The following is a 16433-nucleotide window of genomic DNA, read 5'->3' as shown; positions in this document are numbered from 1 at the left end:
GGTATAGTACCTACGTGTAGCCATTTGCTGATTCCGCCAAGAATCTTTACAGCAAAGGCTTTTTCTTTTCTCCATCCATAGTTTTTTTACTCCAAGTCAATACCTAACAACATAGCCAACAAATCAATTTCACGATATAAAATATCTTGATACTCATTCAGGGTTAGGTTTCCCTCTATTTCTGCGGTTGCGAGTTCGTTCAAACTTTTCACAACAGAGGTAACCGTTGGCTCTTCAGGTACCATTCCTTGACACTCCATTTGTTCGTGCAAGGAATTATAAACATCAGTTAAATTTTGCCCCTCGATATTTGCTAACTCTTTTGCTGCTTCTTTTGAAATAACCTCGCTTAAAAATTTCTCGATTGCTTGATTTTGTGTGATTTCCATTGTTATTTCTCCTATATCAAACCATTTGAGACTACCGTTTGATTGACTTGCTTTCACTTGCCCCCAGCAACTAATTAAATTTCAAATTGCGCCATCCATTCATCAACCTTTTTCCGATTACAACGCTTCGTCTGACTGATTGTAGAAACTGGAAAATCCAATTCTTTGATAAACTTAGATAAATTGGATCGTGATACTTGCAAATATTCACAGGTCGTTTCTAAGTCCATCCATTCTGGGAAAAACCGTTTCTCCGCTTCACGCTGCATTGTTTCCGCCCATACACGACTAGCAACATCTGATAGTTGTTGCTCGATAGTCGGGCTTAAATCTACTTCTAACTTCATTAGCATTCACCTACCCCAAAAAAATATTCAGTTTACATATATTAACGAATGTTGTAAACTATACATACATAGTAAAACATGAAAGAACATCTGTCAACTGTATATTCTATTTTTTCTAAAAAATGTAATGTATACCTTCAGAAAGGAGATAATAATGCTATACTTTAAATTGGATAAATTAATGGATGAAAGAAATCTAAGTATTAACAAAGTTTCTTCGGAAACAAAGATTTCAAGACCAGCTCTTACGGCAATGTACAATAACGAGTCACGGGGGGTTCAATTTGAGACCCTCGAGAAACTGATGGAATACTTGAACGTATCATTGGATGAATTAGTAGGTGAAAGAATAGACCAAAATATGTTCATTTTCAAAACAACCGTTTCAAAAGAAAACTTAATTAAAGCAGAAAATGACGACATAGAAGCTAGGGAAGACGGTTATATTGAGGTCAAACCTTCTCAAGCACTTCCTTATGATGCTGTCTTAATGGAAAATGAAAAAATCGGAAAAAAATTTAACTTTGTTGTTTATCCTATAGACAATATAGGACAAAACTCTCCGTATCCTTTCAAACAAGAAAAAAAAATAACGACATTACTGATTGCTTTTTATAGGACTGATGAACACGGTAAAAAGCTTGAAATTGGTGATATAAATACTTTCTTGGGTAATCTAAATACTGATGCTTCTATCAGTTTATGTCAGCATATATTCGATTCTTGGTTTTCTATATATAAGTCATTAAAAAAAGAGGCAGAAAATTTGTTATCTGATTTTTTACTTTTTGATATTGGAATAATGGAAAGGAAAACTAGAATACATTTAATTGCTAAAGTAGAGAAGAAAGCCAAAGGCTCTGGAGTATTACTAAATTTCGATACTTTTAAAAATGAATCTAAAATTAGAGGTAATGATAAGTATTCTTCTTCTCTAGAATTCAAAGAAATACCTGGCGACATGCAAATACCTTAATTTTTTTAAAACTAACCTCCACCACTTGCCCCCAGCAGTACCAGGAGGGAATAATATTGGCAAAATTTGAACAATTTAAAGATAAAAACAATAAAAGAAAATGGTTATTCAGTGGATATGTTGCTACTGATCCTATTACAGAAAAAAAGATTGTCACCACTCGTAAGGGTTTTGACACCAAAGCAGAAGCAAGGCTTGAGTTTGATAAATTGAAAGCAAGCATTCTAAAAGGCTCTAAAAAGAAACGTACAATCACATTCCAAGAGCTGTATGACGATTGGTTGGAACAACACAGAAAAAGTGTTAAATCTTCTACAGTCGCCACCAATAGACGGTTTATTGAAGGTCATGTATTGCTAAAATTCGGCAAGTTAAAACTAGACCAAATAACCGTTTCTTTTTGTCAAAAATGTGTGAACGAATGGCACGACAAATACAAGCAATATCACTATATAAGACGTGCTACTGCTCAGGTCATGAATTATGGCGTATCCATGGAATTAATGGAAAGTAACCCCATGAAAAAGACGATTCTTCCACGCAAAAAAGAAGAGGAAAAGAAACCTAACTTTTATAGTAAAGATGAATTACACGAGTTTATGACATTCGTTAAAACACTTGATAACTATAAATACTATGCGTTCTTCCGTTTGCTTGCTATCACTGGCATGCGTAAATCTGAAGCGTTGGGACTGTATATTAAAGACTTAAACATATTTAACAAAACACTAACAATCGGTAAAACGATAGCCATTGATGAATACGATCAGGTTGTTATACAGACCCCTAAAACAAAAAATTCATACCGCACCATCAGCTTAGATGATGAAACGATACGAATTTTGCAAAAGTGGTTCAGTATTCAAAAAGAAGATTATTTCAAACTTGGGTTTAATACTTCAAAGGCAAAACAACTCATGTTTAGCAATATGAGTAATGATTTATATTATCCGCAAGTGGTAAACGATTGGCTTGATTGGATCTATGATAAAGCAGACAAAGAAGGCTGCGCTTTAAAAAGAATAAGTCCTCATGGTTTCCGACATACTGCTTGTTCGCTTATGTTTGAAGCTGGCGCAACGATTAATGAGGTTCAGAAGCGCTTAGGTCATAAGGATGTAAAGACTACCATGAATATTTATAGCCACGTTACACCGCAACAAGCAGAAAACACCAGTCAGAAGTTAGCAAACTATTTAGGTTTCTGACAAATAGATAGTTTTTCGGATAGCATTTATGAGATTGAAGGTAAATAAAAAGCCAAGAACGCTATAATATCAACGTTCTTAGCCTATAGTTAGGTTCTAACCTACACTGCCTTCCATCTCATAACTAATCAACCGGTTCAATTCGACTGCGTATTCCATCGGTAATTCTTTGGTGAATGGTTCGACGAATCCCATGACGATCATTTCGGTTGCTTCGCTTTCGGAGAGACCGCGGCTCATTAGGTAGTACAGTTGTTCTTCTGAGATTTTGGAGACTTTTGCTTCGTGTTCTAGGGACACCTGACTGTTGTGAATCTCATTGAATGGGATGGTATCGGATTTCGATAGGTCATCCATGATGATAGTGTCACACTCGATATGGGAGATAGAGCCTGCGCTCTTCTTGCCGAAGGTGACTTGTCCACGGTAGTTTACTGCACCGCCGTCTTTAGAAATTGATTTTGAGACGATGGAGCTGGAGGTGTTTGGTGCATTATGGATCATTTTTGCACCAGTATCTTGGATTTGGTTGGCACCTGCAAAGGCAATGGAAAGCATCGTGCCTCGTGCGCCTTTGCCATCAAGATACACACTTGGGTATTTCATGGTTGTTTTGGCACCTAGGTTGCCATCGATCCATTCAACGGTAGCACCTTCTAAGGCTTTGGCCCGTTTGGTTACTAGGTTGTAGACGTTGTCTGACCAGTTTTGAATGGTGGTGTAGCGACAGTAAGCGTCTTTTAGGGTAAAAATTTCAACGATGGCTGCGTGCAAACTATTGCTTGAATAGGTTGGGGCGGTACAGCCTTCAACGTAATGAACACTAGCGCCTTCGTCAACGATGATCAATGTGCGTTCGAACTGACCGGTATTTTCGGCATTGATTCGGAAATAGGTTTGTAATGGCACATCGACACGAACGCCTTTTGGTACATAGATAAAGGTACCACCTGACCAAACGGCTGAGTTTAAAGCAGCAAGCTTGTTATCGGTTGGTGGGACTAATTTTGAAAAGTATTGTTTGAACAGCTCAGGGTATTCCTTCAAGGCTGAATCGGTATCGGTAAAGACGATGCCAAGTTTTTCAAACTCTTCTTTCATGTTGTGATAAACGACTTCTGATTCGTATTGAGCAGAAGCGCCAGCCAGGTATGCCCGCTCGGCTTCTGGAATACCAATGCGTTCAAAGGTCTCTTTGATTTTTTCTGGTACGTCATCCCAATCACGGGCAGGACGATCACTTGGTTTTTGGTAATATTTGATGGCATCAAAATCGATGTCAGACAGGTCTGGGCCCCAGTTTTGCATGGGCATCTTGTTGAAGGCTTCAAGAGACTTCAAGCGGAACTCAAGCATCCATTCTGGCTCTTGCTTGACCCGTGAGATTTCACGGACGATGTCTTCGGTCAATCCTTCGCCGGTACTAAAAACAGGCTGCACGTCATCGTGGAAGCCAAATTTATATTCTTCTAATTCGGGTACACCCATGGTTCTCACTCCTTTTGTAGTGCGGTTGTCTATTCGCTGGTTTCTTCAGTGTCAGATTCATTGGCGTGGCTGTGACTGACAGATGCTTGTGTACTGTCAGCAGCAATGGCTTTTTCTAATGCTTTCCAAGCTAAAGTCGCACACTTGATGCGTGCAGGAAACTTCGCCACACCCCCAAGCATGGAAGCATCGCCTAAACGATCGCTTTGGGGAATGTCATTTCCTTGGACGAGCTCAGAAAACAAGCCTGAAAGTTCACCAGCTTCTGCTAGTGTCTTACCGATAATCGCATCCCCCATCATGGATGCACTGGCGGTACTGATGGAACAGCCTTCGCCAGTAAACGCGATGTCTTTGATAGTGTCTCCTTCGACAGCGAGCTCCAAGTGGATCACGTCGCCACAGGTAGGGTTATTCAATTCGACTTTGTACGTTGAATCATCCAAGGTGCCTCGATGATGTGGATGGCTGGAATGATCCAGAATGACTTGTCGATACAAATTATCTAATTTCGTTAGTGCCATGTTGGAAAAACTCCTTCGTCAGCTTGATGGCGTCAACCAGTCGATCGGCGTCCTCTCTTGTATTATACAGGTAAAAGCTGGCCCGTGCAGTCGCTGGGACTTGCAAATAGGTCAAGAGGGGTTGGGCACAATGATGACCGGCCCGTACCGCGATGCCTTCCATGTCTAAAGCAGTAGCAACATCATGAGGATGGATGCCAGCTAGATTAAAGGCGATCACTCCCGTGCGTTTTGCTGCTTCTTGGGGACCATAGATGGTCAAGCCTTCAATGGCTTGCAGTTTGGGCAAAACGTAAGCAGCTAAGTCTGCTTCATGGGCGTGGATGTTTTCTAAGCCGATTTCTGTTAAGTAATCCACCGCTGCACCTAAACCGATCGCACCGGCAATATTTGGTGTACCAGCTTCAAATTTCCACGGTAGTTCTTTCCACGTGCTTTCTTGCAGATGGACAAAATCGATCATTTCACCGCCAAATTCGACGGGCTCCATTTGATCCAGCCATTGCCGTTTGCCGTATAAGACACCGATGCCAGTTGGTCCGCACATTTTATGGCCAGAAAAGGCATAGAAATCACAATCCAGTGCTTGGACATCAACTGCCATATGTGGAACAGCCTGAGCACCATCCACCACCATGACGGCTTGGTGCTGATGCGCCAATTTGGTTAGCTCTGCAATCGGATTGATCACGCCTAAAACATTGGAAACGTGCGCGATCGAAACGATGGCGGTTTTGTCTGTGATCTGTTTCTTGGCATCTTCCATGTCCAAGGTGCCTTCTGGTGTCAACTGGATATATTTCAAGGTAGCTTTTTTTCGGGCTGCTAATTGTTGCCAAGGGATGATATTGGAATGATGTTCCATATAGGAAATCACGATTTCATCGCCTTCATTGACAAAACGGTCGCCGTAGCTGCGGGAGACCCAATTTAAACCAGTGGTCGTCCCTCGAGTAAACAGCACTTCCGCCGTTTCATTCGCATGGATAAAGCTGCGCACTTTTTCCCGTGCGCCTTCATAGGAATGGGTCGCCCGTTCTGCGAGGGTATGGACCCCACGATGAACGTTGGCATTGTCTTGATGGTAATAATCGGTGATCGCCTGCAGCACCGACTCTGGCTTTTGCGTAGTGGCGGCATTGTCGAGGTAGATCAATGGTTCGTCATTTACGAGCTGATCCAAGATGGGAAACGCTTGTTTCACTTTTTGGGCATCGATCATGCGAGCAACTTCCCTTCGATAACGGCAACCAATTCTTGTTGCACTTCTTTGACTGGGATCGCGGTCAAGACGGAGCCTAAGAAACCACGAATCACCAAACGTTCCGCTTCTGCTTTGCGCAACCCACGACTCATCAAGTAGTACATTTCTTCTGGATCGACCCGTCCCACACTGGCTGCGTGTCCGGCTGTTACTTCGTGCTCATCGATCAAAAGGATTGGGTTAGCATCGCCACGAGCCTGGTCTGAAAGCATTAGGACACGGCTTTCTTGTTGCGCGTCCGCTCCTTTGGCTCCTTTTAAAATGTGTCCGATACCGTTAAAGGTTAAGACGCCGCGTTCTCTGATAACGCCGTGTTGCAGGATATGGCCAATGGAATGCGGTGCTTTATTGGTGACGCGAGTGTCGATTCCTTGTGTTTGACGCCCAGCACTGATGGCGACCGCTTTGACTTCCGAATGCGCGCCTTCGCCTACAAGATCAGAATCAAAGTCCGCAACGACGTCGCCGTCATTCATGACTCCGATCGCCCAATCTACCATCGCATCTCGTAATACGTAGCCGCGACGATTCATGTACGTAGTAATGTTGACACCTAACTGATCAATCGCAGAGAATTTGACCTTCGCACCTGCTTTGGCGATCACTTCCACTACGATATTGCCAGACAGTTTTTTCGCTTGGTCGCCTTTGGTTTGGAAACGTTCCAAGTAGCTGAACTCACTGTGCTCATCAGCAACGATCAAAATGTGTTTGAAGAAATGCGCTTGGCTATTGCCATTGTGATAGAAAATCGCTTCAAGGGGTTCTTCGATCACCACGTTTTTTGGTACATACAAGAACATGCCGCTATTCATAAACGCCGCATGTGCTGCGGTCATTTTGTCTTCATCCATTGGTACTGCTTTGGTCATGTAGTATTGATTGACCAACTCTGGTACTTCTTTCATTGCTGTAAACAAGTCGGTGAAGATCACGCCTTTGTCGATCAACTCTTGCGGTAATTGCTCAAAGATGGTGGTGTCATCAAACTGAACGAGAGTCGGATGGTTATCCATCGCGTCAAAGGCGGGAACCAAGCCAGCACCTGTCTCCTTAGATTCACTTGCAGGTAAGGTTGGATCGATGAAGCCTGCAAATTCTTTTTCACCAGCAAGTGCTTGTTCGTCGATATTGAACAATGGCCAACGCTCGTAACGCACCCGCTCGATTTTTGGAAACGCAAGTTCATCCACTTTCGCAAGGGCTGCTTGGCGTAATTCCAACATCCATTCAGGCTCTTCTTTTAACGCTGAAAAAACGTTGACTTGTTCAAGATAATCCTGTAATTTTGCCATTTACCTTGCCTCCTTACGCTTCTTCTTCTTTGTAGTCGATCCCTAACTCTTTACTGATCCCAGCATAGCCTTCTGCTTCTAGGCGTTTGGCTAAATCTGCCGAACCGGTCATCACGACACGGCCTTCCATCATGATATGAACCACGTCTGGTGTGATGTAGTTTAACAGACGTTGGTAATGGGTGATGATCAAAGCGCCAAAGCCTTCGCCGCGCATTTCATTGACGCCTTTTGCTACGACTTTCAAGGCATCAATATCTAGACCAGAGTCGATCTCATCCAAAATCGCAAAGGTTGGATCTAGCATCAACAATTGTAAGATTTCATTTCGTTTCTTTTCTCCACCAGAGAAGCCTTCATTCAAATAGCGTTCCGCCATTTCTTCTGGCATATTCAATAAATCCATTTTTTCATCTAATTTTTTCAAGAAATCCATGACAGAGATTTTGTCGTCTTCGTCACGTTTGGCATTGATCGCTGCCCGCATGAATTCCGCATTGGTGATGCCTGGAATTTCACTTGGGTATTGCATCGCCAAGAACAGACCTAAACGAGCTCGCTCATCCACTTCCATTTCCAAGACGTTTTCGCCGTCGAACAAAATTTCCCCTTCTGTCACTTCATAATTCGGGTTGCCCATGATGGCAGCGGACAAGGTTGATTTCCCTGTACCGTTTGGTCCCATGATGGCATGGATCTCTCCAGTTTTTAACACTAAGTCAACGCCTTTTAAGATCTTTTTATCTTCGATTTGGACGTGTAGATTTTTAATTTCTAAAACTGACATTTCTTTCCCTCCAGTATCTTTTCTTTCTCACTATTTTAGACTAATTGAGAATGAACTTCAAACGCTATTCCCGACTTTTTTAAAATATTTCTAATCTGTACATTGGAATTATTATAAAGTATTACATAGAGATAGTACATGGTTATTGTCTGTAATGCTAGAAATTTTTTTGATTTGTTGTAAAAGAGAAAAAGGAATACGACATTGGCTGCCGCATCCCCTACCTTCACTTCTGCTGTGCCCATTCTTCTCGCAAGATGCCATACTTGATGGAATCATAATAGGTGCCTTCCCAGAAACGGACTTTGCGGATCTGGGCTTCTTTGGTCATCCCTAGCTTTTCTCCTAGTTTCATCATGCGGTGATTGCCCGACCACGTGGTATAACCCACACGCTGGATATGAGGCTGTGATTCAAACAACTCATTGATCCACTGGCGAATTGCTTGGCTGCCAATGCCTTGATTCCAAAGGGAAGCATCATAGATGGCTATCCCGAATTCCAACCACTGCTGCAAGGTATTGTCTTCCCAATAAGCGGTCGCGATCCCTACGATTCTTCCTTGATAGCTGATCGCTTTACGTAACGGGTTGTCGATACAGCTAGCGCCAAACCCCGTTCGAAATTCTTCCCACGTCAACACGGGGTCTTGGAAATACGGTCCGTCCCATTTTTTCCATTCTAAATCTGCCTTAGGCCCATAGCTGATCGACCAAAGTTCAGCAATCATTTCTTCCGTAATCGGTTGAAGTGTGACTGTTTCTGCCATCTTCAAGCCCCCCTTTCTCCTAGAAAAGTCGTCTCCTTAAACGGTTCTTCACGCATTGTGGAGAACCGTTTGAGATACAAGTACACGTATTGTGATCGACGATCAGTGCTTATTTCCCGAAAAGCTTTTGGAGAAACCCTTTTTTCTCAGGGACTTCCTTTGTCTCAGTCACCTGAAGCGGTCCAGTTTCCTTCACGACTTGCTGAAAACCACGATTGTCTTGCAGCAACAGACCGTTTAGTTCCAAAATCCCAGTCAGACTGCCAATCATCCGCCGCACCTCTCCCTCACTTTTGCCAAAAAAGCGCTGGTCGTCATTTGCTTCGGCTTCTTCCAAAATGACCAGCAGCTGCTGGATGCTTTGATTTTGTTCACCTAAGACGTACGACAACTGGTCAACTTCCACTGTTGTAGTTGCCGCTGACGGTACTAAATCCGTTACGAGCTTTAAGCTATCTAAATAATCCTTTAAGTCAAAAATGAACGTTTTTGTCGCTTCATTATTCATTAATTGGCTTTGACTCAATTTCCTTTGTAGCGCTTCCAATTCGCTTGAACGTTTAGAAAGTTCGCTTACGATCGTTTCTGTATCCATACGCCACCTCCTAATGACATTGTCCCGTTTTCTCTTGCATCCGTCAAGAATTCGTCGGACTTTTTTCTGTGTTTTACCGATCAGACCTGCCTATTGCTCCTGTTGGTACTTTGTCGGTGCACAGCCATAGCGCTTCGCAAAGAGCCGATTAAAATGGTTGATGTTTTGGAACCCAGATTGAAACGCCGCCTCTCGAATCGTCAGTGTTTCGTTGCTGCGTAAATAAAAAAACTTTTGAAACCGAGCTTGCAATAAATCTTCTTTGGGCGTGGTATGAAAAAACTGTTGATAGAGCTTATAGAATTGGCTTTTACCGATGGAAAGCTCTCGGCTAAACTGGTAAAAATCCCATTGCTGTTCGCAATTGACTAACATTTTCAACCGCATCGCTTGAAACAGTTGATAGTGTTCGTTTTGTGGTTGCGGGATGCTTTCTTCAAAATTGCGTTCAAGTAAGACCAATAGGTTTGTCATATACGCCGCGATCAATTCTTTCGTGTGCCGTTGCGGCAACAAGGATTCATGATTGATCTTTTGGATCAATTTGTTGATTTGTTGAATATTTTTCGGCTGGAACAGTTGGTTACAAGGGATCGCATAGGTTTCTTCGATCACCTGATCCGTTTGAAACTCAACAAAGCTATTAAAAAAATCTTCTTTGCCACGATAATCTTGATAGACGGTTGGAGGAAAAAGAATGCAGCTACCTTTTTCACTAGTTTCTTGATGACCATCTTCAAAAGTGAAAACCATTGGAGACAACGTCAACACGAAAAGATAATGCTTTAAGCCAGAGGGGCGATAAATATGATCGGAAACAGCATTGTGCATTTGAAATCCTGAATAGGTTACGTTCAACTTCTCACTCCTTCCTCCTTGCCTTTAGTATAAAGAAAACGGACAAAACGTCAATAGAATAAGACAGAATGTAGTGTTTATTTTCATGGACTATCGCTACAATGAAAGAAAAGAAAGGGGTTGCAAAATTGAAGAAAACTACGATGTATTTAGACAAACACTTTATTTTGGCACCAGTCGACGAACGGATCTACGGCTCTTTTGTGGAGCACTTAGGGCGCTGTGTGTACAAAGGGATCTATCAACCAGAAAGTCCTTTTGCCGATGAGCAAGGCTTTCGTCAAGATGTCGCTGCCTTGATCAAGCAGTTGAATGTGCCGATCGTCCGTTACCCAGGAGGCAATTTCGTCTCTGGGTATAAATGGGAAGATAGCGTCGGCCCTAAAGAGCAACGGCCAGCAAAAATCGATTTGGCCTGGCGGGTAATCGAAAGCAATCAGTTCGGCTTAAACGAATTTATGGATTGGACCAAGCAAGTCAATACGGCACCGATGATGGCGATCAATCTTGGGACACGAGGAATCGAAGCAGCGAAAAACTTGATCGAATATACCAATTTAAAAGGCGGCAGCTATTATAGTGACCTCCGGCGTGCCCATGGGGTGGCCGATCCTCATGACATCAAACTTTGGTGTCTAGGCAATGAAATGGACGGTCCTTGGCAAGAAGGACATAAGACAGCCGATGAATATGGCCGTCTCGCAGAAGAAGCTGGCAAAGCGATGCGTCTGGTGGACCCAACGATCGAAACCGTCGCTTGTGGTAGTTCTTCTCTCACGATGCCGACCTTTGGCATGTGGGAAGATACAGTATTAAGTCATTGTTACGACCAAGTCGACTACATTTCCATGCACCAATATTATGGCAACCGTAACGGCGATAGCCAAGACTATCTAGCAAGCAATGTCGCAATGGATCAGTTCATCAGTCAAGTCGCAGCAATCTGTGATGCAGTAAAAGCCAAACGCCGAAGCAAGAAGACGATCAATATTTCCTTCGACGAATGGAACGTCTGGTATCACTCAAATGAACAGGATCAAAAAATTGAACCTTGGAGCCAACACCCACCACAATTAGAAGACGTCTATCACTTTGAAGATGCGTTACTCGTCGCAAGCATGATGATCACGATGCTTCATCACGCAGATCGCGTCAAAATCGCCTGCATGGCACAGCTGGTCAACGTGATCGCACCGATCATGACTTCCGATACTGCCGCTTGGAAACAAACGATTTTTTATCCCTATGAAATGATCAGCAACTACGGTCGCGGTCACGTGTTGCATAGCATCCTTCGAGGGGCTGATTTCGATAGCAGCCACGGAAAAGCTTCTTATGTGGATGCCATTGCGATCGAAAACGAAGATGACTATTTGACCTTTTTCTTGGTGAATAAGGATTTGCAGGATGCCAACGAATTCACTTGCGACTTGCGTCAATATGATTCATTGCAAATCGCTACCCATCAAGTCTTGCACCACCCAGACTTGCATGCTGTCAATACCGAAGCAACCCCGAACAACGTTGTGCCCGTCAATGGAAAAACAGCGGAATTGAATGACGGCATTTTGCGTGTCGTCTTGGAAAAACAAAGCTTCCAGATGCTACGCTTGAAGAAAAACGTCAGCAAGTAACGAGCGTATCTGTTTGAGCAAAAAAAAGCAGCAGCCTTGGTGACATCCTGAAAAAACGAGACTTTTAGGAAGTGGAGAAATCCACTCCTTTTTTATGATCCCCCCTGTTCAATTGCTATTTTTCGCATTCTTAACTGATCTGGGCAAAAAGGCGGCAACTGCCAGCTTGTTTTTCAAAAAAAGAGACGACAAAAGAACACCCTGCGGCAGCTAAGATACCGCAGGGTATTCTTGATTCATTGTTTAGCCGTTATAGGCATCAACGATGATTTGTTTCAATTCAGAGATTAGTGGTTCTTTTGGATTTGCTGTTGTACATTGGTCTTCGTAAGCCAATTCAGCCATGCGATCAACTGTTGTATCTAGTGTTTGTTGAGTGACGCCTTGCGCTTTCAAGCTCATGTCGATACCAACAGATTGTCCTAATTCGTAAACAGCTGTTGCCAAGGCTTCAACCAATTCAGCCGTTGTTTTGCCTTTAAGGCCTAAGAATTTCGCAATGTCTGCGTAATCTGTATCGGCACGGAAGAAGTCATATTTAGGGAACATTGCATGTTTTTGTGGGTCTTTGGCATTGTAACGGATAATGTGCGGTAAAAGAATCGCATTTGTACGTCCGTGAGGAATACCATATTCACCACCGATTTTGTGAGCTACAGAGTGACAAATACCAAGGAATGCATTGGCGAAGGCCATACCTGCCATTGTTGAGGCATTATGCATTTTTTCGCGAGATTCCATATCAGGTGTTTTCACTGATTTTTCTAAGTAGTCAAAGACTAATTTGATTGCTTGTAAGCTCAATCCACGAGTGTAATCAGATGCCATTACGGACACATAAGATTCGATCGCATGAGTCAAGACGTCCATTCCAGTGTCTGCTGTAACAGAAGCAGGTACTGACATTACGAATTGAGGGTCAACGATTGCAACATCTGGTGTCAATGCGTAATCAGCTAATGGGTACTTCACGTGTGTTTCACTATCAGTGATAACCGCAAATGGGGTTACTTCAGAACCAGTACCAGACGTTGTTGGGATACAAACGAATTGTGTTTTTTCTGGTTTGTCGATCTTGTATGTCCGTTTACGGATATCTAAGAATTTTTGTTTCGCGCCGAAGAATGAAGTATCTGGGTGCTCATAGAACATCCACATGCCTTTGGCAGCATCCATTGCTGATCCACCACCAAGGGCGATCACTGTATCTGGTTTGAAATCAACCATCATTTTTGTTCCAGCGTAAACGGTGTTTGTTGATGGGTTTGGTTCTACGTCAGAGAAGACTTCGATTTTCACGTCATTTTTACGACGAGCAAGTACTTCACGAACCGTATCGCAATAGCCGAATTGAACCATACCAGGGTCACAAACGATCATGACACGTTCAACGTTTTCCATTTTCTCCAAGTACATTAGAGAGTTCTTTTCAAAGAAGATTTTTGGTGGCAATTTAAACCATTGCATATTATTTCTCCGTTTCGCTACAGTTTTCACGTTGATCAAGTTCACAGCAGAAACATTTCGTGATACAGAGTTTTTCCCGTATGAACCACAACCAAGTGTCAATGATGGAATCATTTCGTTGTAGATATTTCCGATACCACCTTCTGCAGATGGTGTGTTAACTAAGATACGGCAAGCTTTCATGCGTAGGCCGAATGCTAATTGCAAGTCTTCGTTTTCAGTGTGGATCACCGCTGTATGGCCTAATCCGCCTAAATCAAGCATTGCTTCACATTTTTCGAACGCGTCTTCTGTGTTGTTTGCTTTGATCATTGCTAAAACTGGGGAAAGTTTTTCTCTTGATAGTGGGTAATCAGCACCGACACCGTCAAGTTCAGCGATCAATAATTTTGTTCCTTCTGGTACGTTGATGCCTGCTAATTTCGCGATTTCCATTGCTGAATGTCCAACGATTGCTGGATTTACGGCATATTTTCCTTCGTTCATCACGGCATCTTCAAGTTTTTGTAATTCTTTTGCTTTTACAACATAGACTTGATGTGCTTCAAATTCTGCTTTCACAGAGGCATAGACTTCTTTATCAACGATCACTGCTTGTTCAGAGGCACAGATCATTCCGTTATCAAAAGTTTTTGATACGATCAAGTCATTGACTGCTCGTTTCACTTTCGCTGTTTTTTCGATATATGCAGGTACGTTCCCTGGTCCAACACCTAATGCAGGTTTACCAGTTGAGTATGCTGCTTTGACCATGCCTGCCCCACCAGTTGCTAATACGATCGCAATTCCTGGGTGGTTCATCAATAAGCCAGTCGCTTCGATTGATGGATGCTCGATCCATTGCACACAGTTTTCAGGTGCCCCAGCAGCGATGGCTGCATCACGAACGATACGTGCAGCTTCTGCTGAACATTTTTGTGCAGATGGGTGGAAAGCAAAAACGATTGGGTTACGTGTTTTCAAAGCGATCATTGCTTTAAAGATCGTTGTAGATGTTGGGTTGGTTGTTGGTGTTACCCCACAAACGACACCAACTGGTTCAGCGATTTCGATCAAGCCTTTTTGTTTGTCTTCATTGATCACGCCGACTGTTTTGTCATGTTTGATACTGTTCCAAATATATTCTGAAGCGTACATGTTTTTGATCGCTTTATCTTCATAGATACCACGGCCAGTTTCTTCTACTGCCATTTTAGCTAAAGGCATGTGTTTGTCTAATGCTGCCATTGCCATTTCATGAACAATGTGGTCCACTTTTTCTTGATCAAAGTTTTCCATTTCTTTTAACGCCACATTTGCCTTCGTTGCTAAATCGTCGATCATTGCTTGTACGTCGATCGTCACTTCTTTTTCCAATGTCTTAGCCATTGTTTGTCCTCCTAGTTTTTAAACAAGTTTTGTTTGTTAACTACTTCACATACAGATCATACAACATCTTTTTTCGTTTGTAAATAGTTTTTGTGATTTTTTTCACAGTTTTATTAAACTCCATTTAAATTAAGCGTTTTCAAGAGTTTTCAAGGAAAAGAAGTGGACAAAAGTTTTGGTTTTTCTTAAGAAAAATGTCATGTGTTAAGTTGAACAATAGAGAGGTTTACGAAAACACCTTATCCTTATTAAATATAATCATCTGCTCTTTTCACTTTTTCTGTCAAACGTCTTACGATCTGAAAGGATTACTCATAAGAAGGGGCTTCTAATACATCCCATTTCATTAGGCGTTGGCTTTTTGCCGTAAATGTCTCCTGTTTAAACACCTCACAAGCTTTTATTACAAGAGGTGATGCATTTTGTTCATTTAGCTGCTCGATGGGGAAGAAAACTGCTCCCAATGAATCTTGGCCTGTAAATTGGTGAACGTTTTTTTCAAGTTTTCCAACGATTGCTCGAATCTCATAAAAAACACAGATATGATTGTTCATTGTTGTCTCTTTGTATCGCCAAGGATAGAGAAAATTAATTGTTCCTAATTGATGATAGCTAGTGACGGTCATGCCGGTTTCTTCTTTAAATTCTCGGCACAGCGTGTCTTCCAGCAATTCACCTGCCTCCATGCTGCCGCCTGGCAAATCATAGCGGTTTTGATAAGGTCCCGCCTTCTTTTTGATGACGGCCAAGCAGTTGCCTTGAAACAAAATTCCATATACTCCAAATGCGGTATGGTACAACCGAATCCCTCCTAACTTGTATCTATTCTACGTAAATCAAAACAAATCATCAACAGGCTTAGTCGATTTATGTCTTACATCGAACATGCTTGGCTTGATTCATAAAAAAACGACCAGCCAACGCTGATCGTCTTTCTCTTTAAAACAAATCGTCTTGGTCTGCTTCTGTTAGAGGCTTTCCGTGGGCAAGCTGGGAAACAACGTGCGCCATCTTTTTGTAGGAATCATTCAATCCAATCCCGCCTTTTTTCGGCATCTTCAAGATATAGATGTCTTTGGCATAGATTGCCACTGCTGGGTTTTCCTCTGACATCGCTGCAGCCCCTGGAATTCCTTGCGCATTGAATACTTTCGTCAATCCTGCTGCCATTTCGCCAAAATTAGGATAATGCATCGCAGGTCCGCAAAGAACGGCATCGGCATCAAATTTTTTAGCAAACCCCACAAATTTTTTGTTCACCTCTTCTTGATGCTCGTGATAATATTGGTCACCACAATAGAGTGTTGCAACGATTTGTGCGTCTTGCTCTTGAAAAAGTGGATTCAAGGTTCGACCTGGACCAAGGGCAGCTTTTTTGCCGCTTGGCGGCAACTGAGCATTTTCATCACTTCCCATCCCTGCAGTGACATGATTAAGAATCAAAATTATTTTTTTCATGAGCGG

16 protein-coding genes are annotated in these 16433 nt (G+C 42.5%); 3 read left to right on the top strand and 13 right to left on the bottom strand.

From position 1 onward, the window contains the following. Window positions 1–86: 86 nt before the first annotated feature. The gene (locus A5870_RS16065; protein ID WP_086293935.1) at window positions 87–389 is read right to left on the bottom strand and encodes a hypothetical protein; all 303 of its coding nucleotides are present in this window, start codon (window positions 387–389) and stop codon (window positions 87–89) included. A 74-nt stretch (window positions 390–463) separates the two neighbouring features. After that, the gene (locus A5870_RS16060) at window positions 464–736 is read right to left on the bottom strand and encodes a DNA-binding protein (RefSeq protein ID WP_086293934.1); all 273 of its coding nucleotides are present in this window, start codon (window positions 734–736) and stop codon (window positions 464–466) included. Window positions 737–890: 154 nt separating this feature from the next. On the opposite strand from A5870_RS16060, the gene A5870_RS16055 reads away from it, so the two are divergent. Both A5870_RS16055 and A5870_RS16050 read left to right on the top strand, forming a co-directional pair. Next, complete coding sequence (locus A5870_RS16055; protein ID WP_170924065.1) at window positions 891–1712, top strand: helix-turn-helix domain-containing protein; 822 nt, start codon at window positions 891–893, stop codon at window positions 1710–1712. Window positions 1713–1768: 56 nt separating this feature from the next. After that, a complete protein-coding gene (locus A5870_RS16050) occupies window positions 1769–2920 on the top strand; it encodes a tyrosine-type recombinase/integrase (protein WP_086293932.1) in 1152 nt (383 codons plus the stop codon). Between the two features lie 96 nt (window positions 2921–3016). Here the strand turns inward: A5870_RS16050 and sufB are convergent, their stop codons facing one another. From sufB to A5870_RS16010, 8 genes are all read right to left on the bottom strand, one after another. Next, complete coding sequence (gene sufB, locus A5870_RS16045; protein ID WP_005232103.1) at window positions 3017–4408, bottom strand: Fe-S cluster assembly protein SufB; 1392 nt, start codon at window positions 4406–4408, stop codon at window positions 3017–3019. 29 nt (window positions 4409–4437) lie between these two features. Further along, entirely contained in the window at window positions 4438–4932 is a 495-nt protein-coding gene (gene sufU, locus A5870_RS16040) for a Fe-S cluster assembly sulfur transfer protein SufU (protein ID WP_005232105.1), read from the bottom strand. After that, window positions 4910–6154, bottom strand: coding sequence for a cysteine desulfurase (locus tag A5870_RS16035; protein ID WP_086293931.1), 1245 nt, complete (start codon window positions 6152–6154; stop codon window positions 4910–4912). Before A5870_RS16035 ends, sufU begins: the two co-directional genes overlap by 23 nt. After that, entirely contained in the window at window positions 6151–7491 is a 1341-nt protein-coding gene (gene sufD / locus A5870_RS16030) for a Fe-S cluster assembly protein SufD (RefSeq protein ID WP_015508910.1), read from the bottom strand. The genes A5870_RS16035 and sufD overlap by 4 nt, the downstream gene beginning before the upstream one ends. Before the next feature lie 13 nt (window positions 7492–7504). Next, a complete protein-coding gene (gene sufC / locus A5870_RS16025) occupies window positions 7505–8278 on the bottom strand; it encodes a Fe-S cluster assembly ATPase SufC (RefSeq protein WP_005232112.1) in 774 nt (257 codons plus the stop codon). Window positions 8279–8504: 226 nt separating this feature from the next. Beyond that, entirely contained in the window at window positions 8505–9047 is a 543-nt protein-coding gene (locus A5870_RS16020; RefSeq protein WP_010748768.1) for a GNAT family N-acetyltransferase, read from the bottom strand. Window positions 9048–9156: 109 nt separating this feature from the next. Then, window positions 9157–9642, bottom strand: coding sequence for a hypothetical protein (locus A5870_RS16015; RefSeq protein WP_086293930.1), 486 nt, complete (start codon window positions 9640–9642; stop codon window positions 9157–9159). A gap of 90 nt (window positions 9643–9732) precedes the next feature. Beyond that, window positions 9733–10500 carry a helix-turn-helix domain-containing protein gene (locus A5870_RS16010; RefSeq protein ID WP_086293929.1) on the bottom strand — a complete coding sequence of 256 codons (768 nt, stop codon included), beginning with the start codon at window positions 10498–10500 and terminating at the stop codon, window positions 9733–9735. 101 nt (window positions 10501–10601) lie between these two features. Here A5870_RS16010 and arfA point away from each other — a divergent pair, with 101 nt between their 5' ends. Then, entirely contained in the window at window positions 10602–12134 is a 1533-nt protein-coding gene (gene arfA / locus A5870_RS16005) for an arabinosylfuranosidase ArfA (RefSeq protein WP_086293928.1), read from the top strand. Window positions 12135–12377: 243 nt separating this feature from the next. On the opposite strand, the gene adhE is transcribed toward arfA, so the two are convergent. From adhE to A5870_RS15990, 3 genes are all read right to left on the bottom strand, one after another. Next, the gene (gene adhE, locus A5870_RS16000; protein WP_086293927.1) at window positions 12378–14969 is read right to left on the bottom strand and encodes a bifunctional acetaldehyde-CoA/alcohol dehydrogenase; all 2592 of its coding nucleotides are present in this window, start codon (window positions 14967–14969) and stop codon (window positions 12378–12380) included. A gap of 308 nt (window positions 14970–15277) precedes the next feature. Next, the gene (locus tag A5870_RS15995; protein ID WP_086293926.1) at window positions 15278–15769 is read right to left on the bottom strand and encodes an NUDIX hydrolase; all 492 of its coding nucleotides are present in this window, start codon (window positions 15767–15769) and stop codon (window positions 15278–15280) included. 139 nt (window positions 15770–15908) lie between these two features. After that, complete coding sequence (locus tag A5870_RS15990; RefSeq protein ID WP_086293925.1) at window positions 15909–16427, bottom strand: GrdB-related putative oxidoreductase; 519 nt, start codon at window positions 16425–16427, stop codon at window positions 15909–15911. Window positions 16428–16433 lie beyond the last annotated feature (6 nt).

Source organism: Enterococcus sp. 2G9_DIV0600, from assembly GCF_002140615.1.
In the GTDB taxonomy this organism is placed as follows: domain Bacteria; phylum Bacillota; class Bacilli; order Lactobacillales; family Enterococcaceae; genus Enterococcus_D; species Enterococcus_D innesii.
This window is presented reverse-complemented; position numbering and strand designations above follow the sequence as displayed.